The organism is Pedobacter sp. NJ-S-72, assembly GCF_053890575.1.
The window spans coordinates 5,929,155-5,941,585 of sequence record NZ_CM132681.1 but is presented as its reverse complement, the minus strand read 5'-3'; the positions used below and the strand labels follow the sequence as shown (position 1 = coordinate 5,941,585).

16 protein-coding genes are annotated in these 12,431 nt (G+C 39.6%); 6 read left to right on the top strand and 10 right to left on the bottom strand.

Features of this window, described 5'->3' with window-relative positions:
* Positions 1-14: 14 nt before the first annotated feature.
* The 6 genes from ACWYN3_RS39150 to ACWYN3_RS39125 all read left to right on the top strand — a co-directional run bounded on the left by ACWYN3_RS39150 (position 15) and on the right by ACWYN3_RS39125 (position 3,195).
* On the top strand, positions 15-386 hold the full coding sequence (locus tag ACWYN3_RS39150; RefSeq protein ID WP_456219021.1) for a substrate-binding domain-containing protein: 372 nt from the start codon (positions 15-17) through the stop codon (positions 384-386).
* Positions 387-470: 84 nt separating this feature from the next.
* Positions 471-989, top strand: coding sequence for a phosphotransferase (locus tag ACWYN3_RS39145; RefSeq protein ID WP_456219020.1), 519 nt, complete (start codon positions 471-473; stop codon positions 987-989).
* 11 nt (positions 990-1,000) lie between these two features.
* Complete coding sequence (locus ACWYN3_RS39140; RefSeq protein ID WP_456219019.1) at positions 1,001-1,528, top strand: phosphotransferase enzyme family protein; 528 nt, start codon at positions 1,001-1,003, stop codon at positions 1,526-1,528.
* 103 nt (positions 1,529-1,631) lie between these two features.
* The gene (locus tag ACWYN3_RS39135; protein ID WP_456219018.1) at positions 1,632-1,997 is read left to right on the top strand and encodes a hypothetical protein; all 366 of its coding nucleotides are present in this window, start codon (positions 1,632-1,634) and stop codon (positions 1,995-1,997) included.
* An 8-nt stretch (positions 1,998-2,005) separates the two neighbouring features.
* Entirely contained in the window at positions 2,006-2,476 is a 471-nt protein-coding gene (locus tag ACWYN3_RS39130; protein ID WP_456219017.1) for a hypothetical protein, read from the top strand.
* 77 nt (positions 2,477-2,553) lie between these two features.
* Entirely contained in the window at positions 2,554-3,195 is a 642-nt protein-coding gene (locus ACWYN3_RS39125) for a GMC oxidoreductase (protein ID WP_456219016.1), read from the top strand.
* A gap of 82 nt (positions 3,196-3,277) precedes the next feature.
* Here ACWYN3_RS39125 and ACWYN3_RS39120 read toward each other — a convergent pair whose 3' ends face one another.
* The 10 genes from ACWYN3_RS39120 to ACWYN3_RS39075 form a co-directional block, all read right to left on the bottom strand.
* The gene (locus tag ACWYN3_RS39120; protein ID WP_456219015.1) at positions 3,278-3,925 is read right to left on the bottom strand and encodes a beta-galactosidase small subunit; all 648 of its coding nucleotides are present in this window, start codon (positions 3,923-3,925) and stop codon (positions 3,278-3,280) included.
* Positions 3,922-4,473: a beta-galactosidase domain 4-containing protein gene (locus tag ACWYN3_RS39115; protein ID WP_456219014.1), complete on the bottom strand. Its 552-nt coding sequence runs from the start codon at positions 4,471-4,473 to the stop codon at positions 3,922-3,924. The genes ACWYN3_RS39120 and ACWYN3_RS39115 overlap by 4 nt, the downstream gene beginning before the upstream one ends.
* Complete coding sequence (locus tag ACWYN3_RS39110; RefSeq protein ID WP_456223313.1) at positions 4,463-4,972, bottom strand: glycoside hydrolase family 2 TIM barrel-domain containing protein; 510 nt, start codon at positions 4,970-4,972, stop codon at positions 4,463-4,465. The genes ACWYN3_RS39115 and ACWYN3_RS39110 overlap by 11 nt, the downstream gene beginning before the upstream one ends.
* Entirely contained in the window at positions 4,963-5,967 is a 1,005-nt protein-coding gene (locus ACWYN3_RS39105) for a glycoside hydrolase family 2 protein (RefSeq protein WP_456219013.1), read from the bottom strand. The genes ACWYN3_RS39110 and ACWYN3_RS39105 overlap by 10 nt, the downstream gene beginning before the upstream one ends.
* Positions 5,927-6,454 (bottom strand): sugar-binding domain-containing protein, encoded by a 528-nt coding sequence (locus ACWYN3_RS39100; protein ID WP_456219012.1) that lies wholly within the window; start codon positions 6,452-6,454, stop codon positions 5,927-5,929. The genes ACWYN3_RS39105 and ACWYN3_RS39100 overlap by 41 nt, the downstream gene beginning before the upstream one ends.
* 20 nt (positions 6,455-6,474) lie before the next feature.
* Positions 6,475-7,881: an arylsulfatase gene (locus ACWYN3_RS39095; protein WP_456219011.1), complete on the bottom strand. Its 1,407-nt coding sequence runs from the start codon at positions 7,879-7,881 to the stop codon at positions 6,475-6,477.
* Between the two features lie 109 nt (positions 7,882-7,990).
* On the bottom strand, positions 7,991-9,337 hold the full coding sequence (locus ACWYN3_RS39090; RefSeq protein ID WP_456223312.1) for a RagB/SusD family nutrient uptake outer membrane protein: 1,347 nt from the start codon (positions 9,335-9,337) through the stop codon (positions 7,991-7,993).
* 17 nt (positions 9,338-9,354) lie between these two features.
* Positions 9,355-9,663, bottom strand: coding sequence for a hypothetical protein (locus tag ACWYN3_RS39085; protein WP_456219010.1), 309 nt, complete (start codon positions 9,661-9,663; stop codon positions 9,355-9,357).
* Positions 9,664-9,680: 17 nt separating this feature from the next.
* Positions 9,681-11,501: a SusC/RagA family TonB-linked outer membrane protein gene (locus ACWYN3_RS39080; protein ID WP_456219009.1), complete on the bottom strand. Its 1,821-nt coding sequence runs from the start codon at positions 11,499-11,501 to the stop codon at positions 9,681-9,683.
* On the bottom strand, positions 11,425-12,426 hold the full coding sequence (locus ACWYN3_RS39075; RefSeq protein WP_456223311.1) for a TonB-dependent receptor plug domain-containing protein: 1,002 nt from the start codon (positions 12,424-12,426) through the stop codon (positions 11,425-11,427). Before ACWYN3_RS39075 ends, ACWYN3_RS39080 begins: the two co-directional genes overlap by 77 nt.
* Between the last annotated feature and the right edge of the window lie 5 nt (positions 12,427-12,431).

Sequence of the window (12,431 nt, the reverse complement as noted above, 5' to 3'; positions counted from 1 at the left end):
TTGACCCTTCATTAATGCTGAACTGCGATCTGACAGAAGCAGGAACCATTGAGTCTATGGACAACTTCCTGAATCATAAACGCAAGCCTACAGCAATTGTGACTTTCAATGATTATGTGGCACTATTTGCGATCCGTTATGCACGTTCTTTAAACATACAGATCAATAAGGATATTGATTTTGTAAGTTATGCGAACCTTCCATTAATCAATTATATGGACTTCACGCCAATTGCTTCTGTTGAACAATTCCCATATAAGCAGGGTAAGAAAGCAGCAGATATTTTACTCGATCTGATTAACAAACCAAAAGGCGATTCTGAAGCAGAAACAGCTTATTATAACGTAGTTGTAGAATCTGAACTAATCATCGGCAAAGAGAAATAAATTTACACAAACGTTTGCACAACAATCTGATAGCGAAATTGATTAAGTTTGAGTTTACGATAAAAAAAAACTCGCGCCTAATCTATGTTTGATAAGATTTTACCATTGTACGGAATTCAACCTGTTGAAAGTGACGTACAATTATTTGGAGATGGTCTCATCAATCGTACCTGGAAAGTAACCACTAAAGCTAACGGATATATTTTACAACAGGTCAACCAATCTGTTTTTAAAAAGCCGCTTGACATAGATCAGAATTTAGCAGAACTCAAGTCTTATCTGAGTAAAGCACATCCTGAATATCTTTTTGTATCTCCACTCCCTGGACTATCAGGCGATTCATTGATTGAAACGCCAGAAGGATATTTCAGGTTATTTCCTTTTGTGGAGAATTCACATTCTTTGAATGTATTAAACAAAAAAGAAGAAGCTTATGAAGGTGCTAAACAGTTTGGAAGATTTTCTAAATTGCTGAATGATTTTGATGTTAAACAACTGCATATTACTCTGCCTGATTTCCATAACCTGACTTTAAGGTTCGATCAGTTTGCTGCGGCTGTAGAAAATGCATCCGCAGAGCGAAAGAGAAGTCTAAAGATTTAATCATTTTCATCATGGCACATGTGGATATTGTGACTACTTATAAAAACATAGTAGAACGCAATGAGATTCCACTAAGGGTAATCCACCACGACACCAAAATCAACAATGTTCTTTTTGACCAGCAGAATAAAGGGATCTGTGTAATAGATCTGGATACTGTAATGCCTGGTTATTTTATCAGTGATGTCGGTGACATGATGAGAACCTATTTATCTTCTGCTAATGAAGAAGAAACAGACCTGACTAAAATAAATGTCAGAAAGGATTTCTTTAAAGCCATATATGATGGCTATATGGAGGAAATGGGTGATGTGTTAACACCTACAGAGAAAAGCTATTTCATCTATGCAGGTAAGTTCCTGATTTACATGCAAGCCATCCGCTTTCTGGCTGATTATCTTCAAAATGATATTTATTATGGCGAAAAATATGAAGGCCATAATCTGGCCAGAACAAAAAATCAAGTTACTTTATTTGAACGGTATCTGGAGCTTGAACCTCAACTGGAAGAAATTATTGAAAAAATAGCTATTCAATAGTTATAGGTGTGAAAACAGTTCAGGTCAGAACTGTTTTCACAATTCTGATTTACAGGCATCAATTTTGTTTAATAGTTTTTCATCAAACAATTTAACAGAACAGATGGATCGTAAACAGTTTATCAAAAACAATATCGTACTCGGCATCGGACTGACCACCTCAAAAATAGGATCTGCCTTTCCTATGCCTTCAAAAAAAGAGACTGAACACCATCGGGTAATTGTTATCGGTACCGGTTACGGTGCTGCGGTTGCGGCTTTACGCATGGCCGAAAAAGGGATTCAGGTGCTCATGCTTGAAATGGGCATGGACTGGCCTGCCAGTAAAGATCATAATACCTTCTCCAAATTGATTTTCCCTGATAAACGTTCTACCTGGTTGAAATCTCATAGTATCCTTCCTTTCGCCAATGTCTTTACCTTTAAAAAGTATACAGCGTACTGGACAGACTGGACTATGATAACCTGAAAGTTTATGTGGGCAGAGGTGTTGGCGGAGGATCGCTGGTTAACGGAGGAATGGCTGTTGTACCAAAAAGGGCATATTTCGAAACTATCCTTCCGGAAATCAACGCTGGTGAAATGTATGATAAATACTTCCCTCTGGCTAATCAAATGCTCAAAGTCAATTCTATTTCACCTGAGTTTTTCGAGTCTACCCCCTATTATAAATTTGCTCGTACAGCACGGGATCAGGCACATAAAGCTGGTTATAAAACAGTTTTTGTACCTAACGTCTATGATTTTGGCTATATGGAGAAAGAAAGCAGAAAAGAAGTCTATCAGTCTGCTTTAAATGGTGAGGTAGTTTATGGAAATAATGCAGGCAAACAGAGTTTAGACAAAACTTATCTTGCTGCTGCATTAAAAACAAATAAGGTCGAAATCAGACCTCTGCACAGTGTAAGATCTATTCATCAAACTGATAAAGGGTACAGCTGGAAGTAGATAAACTGAATACTGAAGGGAATACAGAGTTTGCCCGGGATTTCAATTGTGATTATCTTTTTGTTTGTGCCGGAAGCATGGGAACTTCTCAGCTCATGGTTAGAGCAAAAGCAACAGGTACATTGCCCCGTCTTAATCACCAGGTAGGAGAAGGATGGGGAAACAATGGAAATGTAATGGCTGGCCGAAACTTCATCAAACCAGGTACAGGCAGTAAACAATCCTGTATTCCGACCATGGCAATTGATGACTGGGACAACAAAGAACATCCGGTTTTTGCAGAAATCTCACCAATGCCTATGAAAATGGAGACCTGGACTTCTCTGTATCTGGCGATTACTAAAAACCCTAACCGCGGAAAATTCAGTTATAACAGTCTGACCAATCAAGTGCACTTAAAAGTCCTTGAAAATTTCAGTACAGATGCAATGGCTGGTGTAAAAAAGCTGATGGATAAATTAAATAAAGAAAATGGAGGCACATACGCCCGTTTATTATTTAAAAACGGGATTAACGGGGAGATTTGTTATCATCCCTTAGGCGGCTGCGTTATAGGCAGGGCGACAGATTTATATGGCAGGTTCAAAGGATATGAAAAATTGTATACCTGTGATGGATCTTTACTACCGGGCAGTACCGGGGTAAATCCTTTTGTAACAATTACTGCGATTGCAGAAAGAAATATAGAGAAGATTATTTCGGAGGATTTCCAGACTTAAATTCAGCAGATTTTCTACTTAAATTAAAACCCCTCTGAATAAATAATTCAGAGGGGTTTATACGCTACATTAGCCGATCTTTCTATTTAATCGGCTTAATCCAGTAACTATAATTCTGATCCGCGAAAGGAACACGGTATTCTTTCAATGGACTTGAACCCCAGCTATCAATTCCCTGCACACCAGATTGCTGTGCATCCATATGTACATAAATGCTGTTCCGCTCTGTTAATTCACCAGAATGATATTGTTTTTTATCCTGTTCAGGATCAAGATCATCCAGACTATATGGCAAGGCGGAGAAACTTAATAAGTTATTTTCATAAACAAACTGTAAGCCCTTTCCTTTCTGATTGGTAAAATTCACCCAGCGCACATCTGTTTTATTACCACTCTCCTGTGGACGTGCATAAGCGAAATACTGATCTTTCGTTTTTTGCTTATATAAACCAACTAAAGAAGCCGTCTTTCTGTCCCAGTAATTTTCCCATGGGCCTCTGCCATAAAACTCAATATTTTCATATTCTTTTTTCAGTTCCAGGTCAGTACCTACTCTTAACAACAATGGATATTTACCTTTAACAGCTTTTAAATGGTTATCTACTTTTAAAGTACCATCAGCAAAAACAGTGATTGAAGATTCCTGTGCCGCCTCTCCATCTAACAATTCCTTTTTAAAGTTAGCTGTATAACTGCCATCAGCATTCTGCTTTAAATCTGAGGAAATCAATTTTGACTTTTGATACGCATTACGCCATTTACGCAGGTTTTATTAAATCCAGCACCGATATCATTATCGGTCGGTGCTCTCCAATAAGCTGGTACCGGCCCTTTTTCAAACAACTGTTCATTATGCTGGAAATAGCTTTTCAAAACACCTGCTTTTACATCGAACTCTACCTTAAAATCTTTACCGGAAACGGTATAGACATCTTCCGTTTTATTGATTTGTAAAGCTCCTTTAACTGTAGCTAACTGAGCAGCTGGTTCAATTTTATTCAATGCAAACTGCTCATAAGCTACTTCATAACCTTTCTCTAAAAACGGTTCTGCTTCTTTAAGCACATAATGTACATTCAGAAAATATTCTTTACCAGCCTGCTGCTTAAACTTAACAGGCAAAGCAACCGTGATTTCTGCACGCGGTCCAACAGCAAGATTTGCAACCGTTCCTTTATCTATGATTTTTCCATTCTCTATCACCTCCCAGTTTAACTGGGTATGGTCAATATTTCTGAAGAAATAACTGTTATTAATCTTAATCTGGTTAATTCCCAAGATAAGTTGTTTTGATAAACTGATGCGTTTTTTTAACCTGTACAGCCATTGGGGTCAATCCTCTGTAAGCTGTAACCACACCTTTTACGCAGAAGTTATTATCGCTGAAATTTTCATTTACAGGACCTTCTAAAGGAAAATCACCACCATAAGCTAAAATACGCTTACCTTTTTTAACCGTATCTAAGCCCTGGTCAATCCACTCCCAGATAAAACCTCCCTGTAACTTAGGGTTGTTTTCAATCGCATTCCAGTATTCGTCATAGTTCCCTAAACTATTTCCCATGATATGAGCAAATTCACTCATAATTAAAGGACGTGTTTCATTACTTTTTGAATACTCAACCAGCCAGTTCGGATCTGGATATTGCGGTACAATCATATCGGTATTAAAATCTTCTTCCGCACGTTCGTATTGTACCGGACGTGTAGTGTCTGTGTTTTTAAGCCAGTTATAACCTTCGTACATATTCGTTCCATTTCCGGCTTCTACCCTAATGACCAGGTCACAACTGAAGGGTAGTTTTTATCTCTTTCATACATCCTGCGGATACGCTCAAAATGGGCATTACGCCAGGTTTTATCATTCGCAAAAGTAACTGCAAGATCATAACCGCGGCCATGTGACTCAATATTTGCTTCATCGATCACATATAAACCATACTCATCACAAAGTTCCATCCAATAAGGATCTGGAGGATAATGAGAGTGACGCACAGCATTGATATTGAGTTTTTTCATCATCTCCATATCTTTACGCATATCGGCATGAGTCAGCGTATGTCCTTGCTTAGCATTATGTTCGTGCCTGTTTACGCCTTTGATAAAAACACGTTTACCGTTAACCAGAAAATCGCTGCCTTTAATTTCGACACTGCGGAAACCTACACGTTGTGGAATTACTTCGACAACTGCTCCCTTGCTGTTTTTAAGGATGATATTCAGGGTATATAAATAAGGGATTTCTGCCGACCATTGTTTAACTGAAGGAATCTCTTTCTTAAAATCCAGTTGTTTATGGTAATTACCCAGTACTGTTTGTGCAGCAGAAGCCTCTTTCCAGATCGACTTTCCAGCCGCATCATTTAATTCCAGAGCGACAGAGAAAGTATCAGGTCTGCTGTGATTTGTTCTCTGATCCATCCGGTAATTGTCTACGTTAACCTGTACGTCCAGTATACCGTTTGTATATTCCTTGTTAAGGTTACCGTTTACCCTGAAATCACGGATATCCAGTTTTGGCGTCGAATACAAGTACACATCACGCTCTATACCTGAAATACGCCACATATCCTGACATTCCAGGTAACTACCATCACTCCAGCGGTATACTTCTAAGGCAATAAGATTTTTTCCTGGTTTTACATATTTAGTAACATCAAATTCGGCTGCCAGTTTACTATCTTCACTGTAACCTACTTTTTTCCCGTTCACCCAGATATAAAAAGCTGATTTAACTGCTCCTAAATGGATAAATATTTGACGGACGGCCATCCCAGTTTGCAGGAACTTCAACCGTTTTACGGTAAGAACCAACAGGGTTATTATCAACAGGAATATCAAAAGGAGGATTTAAGCGTCCGCCTCTTTTGGTCTGACCTGCAAATTCATAAGGCTGATTCACATAGATTGGCAAACCATAACCATTGGTTTCCCAGTTAGCAGGTACTTTAAAGTCTTTCCATCCTGCATCGTTATAATCAGTTTTATAAAAATCCAGTGGTCTTTTTGCAGGATCCTGCACCCAGTTAAATTTCCACATCCCATTTAAAGACATGAAATAAGCTGAGTTTTCTTTTTGTCGTTTAGCAGCCAGCGCATTATTTTCATAAGCATACGCCTCGGCCCGCATCGGCATCCTGTTAACGGATACGATATCGGGTGTTTGCAGTTCAGTTGGAATTAGTTGCGCTTTGACAGTTATAGTACCTGAAAGCAAGACAATCATTCCCAGAAGCTTTGATTGGAGTGAAGATTTCATTTGTGTGTTTATAGCGTTAGTTAGTTTCTTTTAAAGTTCCATTCTGTTACATCTGATGGACGATGTGACTGACCTGCGATTTTTTCCAGTTGTTTAATAATAACAGGCTGCTGAGTGGCAAGATCATTACTTTCTTTTGGATCTGTTTCCAGGTTATAAAGTTCCCATTTGGAAGATTCATCATTAGCCTTATTCCTGACACCTTTCCATTTTCCTTTTCTAATGGCCTGCCGGCCCCCGTCTTCATGGAATTCCCAGTATAAAGATTCATGTTGTTTCTGTTTGCCTTTAGCAAGCATCGTTGGTAAAATAGAGATACCATCCACATGAGCTGGTACTGGCTGTTTCACCAGTTCAGCGAAAGTAGGCAGGAAATCCCAGAATGCTCCGGTTTGTTCGCTGCGTTTTCCTTTTTGAACTTTCCCAGGCCAGTAAGCAATCATGGGTTCACGGATGCCGCCTTCATAAAGTGATCTTTTGATTCCTCTGAAACCACCGCCACTGTTAAAAAATTCCGGGTCGTTTCCTCCTTCACGATGCGGCCCGTTGTCACTTGTAAAAATGATCAGCGTATTTTTATCTAATCCAAGAGCCTTTAATTTCGCGACTACCTGCCCTACATAAGTATCCAGCATAGTCACCATAGCTGCGTAAGCTGCGTGCGGATAAGCCTGCGGCTGATACCCGTTCCCATCCCACTCTTTTTTTATCGCCCGTGGCTGTTCATTAAATGCTTTTTTATAGTGCTCAAATGCTTCATTTCCTGCAGGTAATTGTAAACCCGCATGTGGTAAAGTATAAGATAAATACAGGAAAAATGGTTTAGCCCTGTTAGCTTCGATAAAATTTAAAGCTTGCTTTTGAATCAGCTCAGGGGCATATTCTTTCAGTTTCACCAAGTCATTGTCAAGGACAACCTTTTGGGTATTGTCCCATAAGTGCTCTGGGAAATAATTATGAGACTGACGCTGACAATTGTAACCAAAAAACTGATCGAAGCCCTGGTTTAGCGGATCGCCGGATGAACCAACGAACCCTAACCCCCATTTGCCGAAATCACCAGTGGCATACCCTGCTTTTTTAAATATTTTAGCAATGGTAATTGTTGAATCTGGTAAGGGCCGCTGGCCTTCTGGTTTGATCTCATAATTGCCGCGGATTGGCGTATGTCCTGTATGCTGCCCGGTCATTAAAGAAGAGCGCGAAGGTGCACAGACTGAAGTACCAGCATAAAACTGGGTAAACAATAAACCGTTTTCAGCTAGTTTATCAATGTTTGGTGTCTGAATCAGTTTTTGTCCGTAAGCGCCCGGATCACCATAACCCATATCATCTGCAAGAATAAAAACCACGTTGGGTTTATCCTGTGCTATTAATGTATTAGCGGCAGTCAGCGTTAAAAATATAAGCGCAGCCAGTTTCTTCATATTTAAATCCGTTTTATAGACAAATCCCGCCCGTAAAGGCAGGATTCGTCTAAAGATAAAGCCTCTTTAATGGTATTTGAAGCTAATAATTTAAAAAAATAACCAGATTTTAGTATCCCGTATTTTGTTTCAATACGCCCTTTGCAAGGTCAATCTGCGATTGAGGAATTGGCATCAGGTATAATTTATCTGTCCACACACGTTGTTGCGCCTGGCTATTTTTAATACTATTGATAGTTTTCATGGCCTGTGGTGCAATTTTCCAGCGGCGAATATCCATATAACGCTGACCTTCCAGTGCTAATTCTACTCTGCGCTCATTGCGGATCAATGCTCTTAATGAAGTCTGATCTGCATATTTTGAACGGTCTACAACCGGCATTCCTGAACGTGTACGAATGGCATCCAATGCATCATAAACAGTTCCATCAGGCCCGCTTACTTCATTTTTAGCTTCAGCATAGGTTAATAAAACCTCAGCGTAACGGATCAAAATCAAGTTTGCATAATTATCTACCTGCTCACGGAAGATCGCAGGATCTACCATTTTACGGAAATTATAACCAGTTTGAGACATGTTAGAACCACCTTCTACCCACTTAAATTTATATTTATCCTCTATGGCATTCCATGGTGCAGTTTCAAATAAGATACTGGCATAGAAACGTGGGTCACGGTTTTTGTATTCATTCACAAAAGCAGGATCTTTAGCGTTATACAAAGCTGCACGTTGTGCAGGATCTGTCGGGGTTACTGCTTCTCCCGTTTTATAACTTGCATAACTGTCTACTAATGACTGGGTAGGCGCGAGTGAACTCCAGCCCCCAATAGAACCCGGAGGCAATAGTGTATTTAACGCATTCGCATCAATCTGTTTGATGTACTGACGATCAAGGATAACTTCTGAATTACCATTGTTTTTCTGATAGAAAAGTGCTTCATAGCTACTTAAACCTAAACAGAACCTACTCGAATCTGCTGCATCTGTAAAATTCACCCATTTACTGTAAAGATCTTTAGCCTGATACGGATCCTGAGTGGTCACTTTAAACAAGCTATAACCAAGTCCCATGACCTGGCTCGCTGCATCGGCAGCCTGCTGCCACTGACCATCATATAAATAAGCCCTTGCTTTTAAAGCCAAAGCAGCACCTTTAGTAATTCTTCCTTTTTCATTTGGTCTGCCACCGCCATAAGATTGAGGAAGGATCTTTGATACTGCATCCAGTTCATCTAAAACAAATTTCAATACATCTGCTTTTGAAGTTTGCGGTATATTTTCTTCCCCTATAGCTACCACGTGGGTCATTAAAGGAACAGCACCAAATCTGCTTAAGAGATTGAAATAAGAGAAAGCCCTCAAGAAACGTACTTCCGCTTTATAACGGTCTAATAATCCTTTATCGATCACAGTAACCTTATCTGCATTATCTAAAAAATAATTTGCTCTTTGAATGCCTTCAAAATTCCAGCCTACAGCCCCAACTTCAACAGTCGATGTGATTGCTCCCGAAGAAGCATCAGTTGCAAAACTTTCCCACGGATATTGAGCGTGTGCATTGTCGGATGCTCCATCGCTATAAAGCGGACCAAAAAGGAACCGTCAGATCCTGGTAGTTTATTGTAAACACCTATGACTACCTGATAAACATCATTTTCATTTTTCCAGAAAGTATTTTCTGCGAGTTGCTGAGGTGGTCTTTCTAAAAAGTCTTTTTTACAGGAGGTGATTACACCTAAAGTTAACAGACCTGTAAGTATATATATTGATGATCTTTTCATTGCTTTTAATTTTAATTTTAGAAACTTGCATTTAAACCTAGTGACCATGTTTTGGTTCCAGGATAACCACCACGACCAGAACCTGATTCAGGATCATAATCAGCCAGACGTTTATCAGCCATAACCGTAAATGGATTACTGCTTGTAGCATAGAATCTTAGTCTTGACATACCAAATTTCTTACTTACTTCTTTAGGAATAGTGTAACCCAGAGTTATCCCTCTTACTCTGAAATAGGCACCGCTGAATAACCAGAAAGACGATGTTGGTGTATAGTTTTGTCCACCTGCAGCAGTTGTTAAAATGCGTGGAAAGTCTGCATTTGGATTAGGGTTTTCCGTAGTCCAGCGGTTCTTCCACTGTTCTTTTACACTGGCGCCGTTGAAGAACGGATAAGCTGCTTCCTCTGAAAGGTAAGTTTTCACATTTGCAACACCATAAGTAAGTACACTAAAATCAAAGCCTTTATAACTGGCGCTGATGTTGAAACCATAATTAAACCATGGCACATCATTACCTAATACTTTACGGTCAGCGGCATCAATCTTACCGTCACCATTCAGGTCTTTATATTTGATATCACCAGGGCCAGTTGCCGCAGATTGAAAAGCATGGTTTTTTACATCAGCCGCGTCTGTAAAAAGACCATCAGCTTCATAACCAAAAAATGATCCGATAGACTCTCCTACTCTTTGAATGTATCTGCCGTCATAATTATCTCTGCTGTCTGCCAGATTAGTGATCTTATTTTTAATAATAGAGAAATTAGCACCTATGCTGTAAGTGAAATCATTTCCTATTTTATTGTTATGCGTCGCACCGAATTCGAACCCTCTGTTTTGTGTCGAAGCTGAATTTACCAGTGGTAATCCGCTGTTTTTAGCGTCTGTAACACTTGTATTTAAACCTATAGTCTCGAGTGTAGAAACTCTTAATAAAAGATTTTTAGTATCCTTAATATAATAATCTGCAGTAATGTCTAATTTCCCTTTAAACAGTGTCATGTCTAAACCAAAATTAGTCATGTATACACTTTCCCATGAGGTCAGTAAATTAGGAGCCCTTGCTCTCCAAACGCCATCCTGTGCACTTCCTTCAAAACTATAAGCATAGCCATTCTGTAACAAACTATTATAATTACCGATTGTCACTGGCCTCTCATTACCTAATGAACCATAAGAACCACGTAATTTCAGGTTAGAAATCCAGCTAATATTTTTCATGAAATCTTCCTTCGAAATAATCCATCCGGCAGAGAATGATGGGAATACTGCTCTGCGAACACTGCTTTCAAAACGGGAAGAATAATCGATACGTGCATTTGCTTCCAGGAGATATTTATCGTTAAAAACATAGTTAAAGCGACCAAATACCGAGCGTATAGCCCATTGTTCCTCAGCGGAGGTATTGGCCTGTCCGTCATCATCTGTATTGATATCTTCAGGTTTAGATGAACCGCTGCCTACCGTCGTCAGGTCATTATTAGGAAAGTTTTTCCTGCCTAAAAAAGCCGTTCTGTAGGTATTGCTTTCCTGACTCGCACCTAATGTAAATTTACCAAAATGTTTACCGAATGTACGTTCGTAGTCTGCTGTTCCCTGCACCAGAACTTCTCTTCTTTTACGATAGTATTCTTTCATACCATTGACTGTAACTGCTGTAGAAGCAATTGGCACTCCGGTTAAAAAGTTATTAATCGGATCCATTGTACTGGTGAAAGCCCATGAATTACCATCTGTAAATTTGAACGAGGTCATTGCATTAATCGTCAAACCAGGCAACGGGGTCAAAACTGCATTTGCTGCTGTTTGCAGGGTAATTATCTTTATCCCATGCACTGCCACCGTCCTGGATCAAACGCATCTGGTTACGTTTTGCCGTTTGCGCATTGATACTTCCATTGTCAATAGTTCCCCAGTCTCCGTTACTTTGACGAAGTACTGAAGTTGGCAAAGAACGGTTCAGCTCAGTCCAGCTCATATCTCCCTGACGCTCAAAATTCTGACTGGTAAAAGATAGATTCGTTCCGATTTTAAGGATATTCGGAACTATAATACTTTCGGTATTTAATTTACCGCCAGCACGGGTTTGTTTTTTTCCGGGGATTAAAGACTCCTGAGTGAGGTAGTTTACTCCTAAATAACTGCTGGTTGTTTTGCCCGGTGAATTCACATTCAGACTGATATTACTTTGCGGAGCACTCTGACGCAAAACTTCTTTATACCAGTTTGTATTAGGATATAAATCGGGCTGAGAGCCGTCTTTGTAAGCTTGAATCTGTGCATCTGTAAAAATCGGTTTTGCTCCTGCATTGGTTGTTAAAGCCTCATTATATAAATTGGCATAATCCAGTGAGCCAACATATTTAGGCAAACGTGTTGCAGTCTGTCTGCCATAATCAGCGTTCAGCTCTACTATAGTTCTGTCACCTCCACCACGTTTGGTAGTCACCATAATTACTCCGTTTGCGGCTCTTGAACCATATAATGAAGCTGATGAGGCATCCTTTAAAACAGAGATACTTGCGATATCATTAGAATTTATAGCACTCAGCTCTGCTCCTGTTGCCGGAATTCCATCAATGACATACATAGGCTCACTTCCTGAACTTAAACTACCTCTTCCTCTGATGGTAATTGTACCTGTTCCATTCGACGTACCATCAGTTTTACGGCCCACATCGCCAGGACGCTGTAGAATAGTCAGTCCAGGTGAAACACCTTGTAAAGCATTCTGCAATGAACTAACCGGTCTGTCTTTCAGCTGTT

What these genes read in the sequence shown, in the direction of transcription:
- ACWYN3_RS39135 (WP_456219018.1), top strand. Translation starts at nt 1,632, where the DNA reads ATGGATCGTAAACAGTTTATCAAAAACAATATCGTACTCGGCATCGGA.
- ACWYN3_RS39095 (WP_456219011.1), bottom strand. Translation starts at nt 7,881, where the DNA reads ATGAAGAAACTGGCTGCGCTTATATTTTTAACGCTGACTGCCGCTAAT.
- ACWYN3_RS39150 (WP_456219021.1), top strand. Translation starts at nt 15, where the DNA reads ATGCTGAACTGCGATCTGACAGAAGCAGGAACCATTGAGTCTATGGAC.
- ACWYN3_RS39140 (WP_456219019.1), top strand. Translation starts at nt 1,001, where the DNA reads ATGGCACATGTGGATATTGTGACTACTTATAAAAACATAGTAGAACGC.
- ACWYN3_RS39145 (WP_456219020.1), top strand. Translation starts at nt 471, where the DNA reads ATGTTTGATAAGATTTTACCATTGTACGGAATTCAACCTGTTGAAAGT.
- ACWYN3_RS39085 (WP_456219010.1), bottom strand. Translation starts at nt 9,663, where the DNA reads ATGAAAAGATCATCAATATATATACTTACAGGTCTGTTAACTTTAGGT.
- ACWYN3_RS39105 (WP_456219013.1), bottom strand. Translation starts at nt 5,967, where the DNA reads ATGGCCGTCCGTCAAATATTTATCCATTTAGGAGCAGTTAAATCAGCT.
- ACWYN3_RS39100 (WP_456219012.1), bottom strand. Translation starts at nt 6,454, where the DNA reads ATGAAATCTTCACTCCAATCAAAGCTTCTGGGAATGATTGTCTTGCTT.
- ACWYN3_RS39125 (WP_456219016.1), top strand. Translation starts at nt 2,554, where the DNA reads ATGGGAACTTCTCAGCTCATGGTTAGAGCAAAAGCAACAGGTACATTG.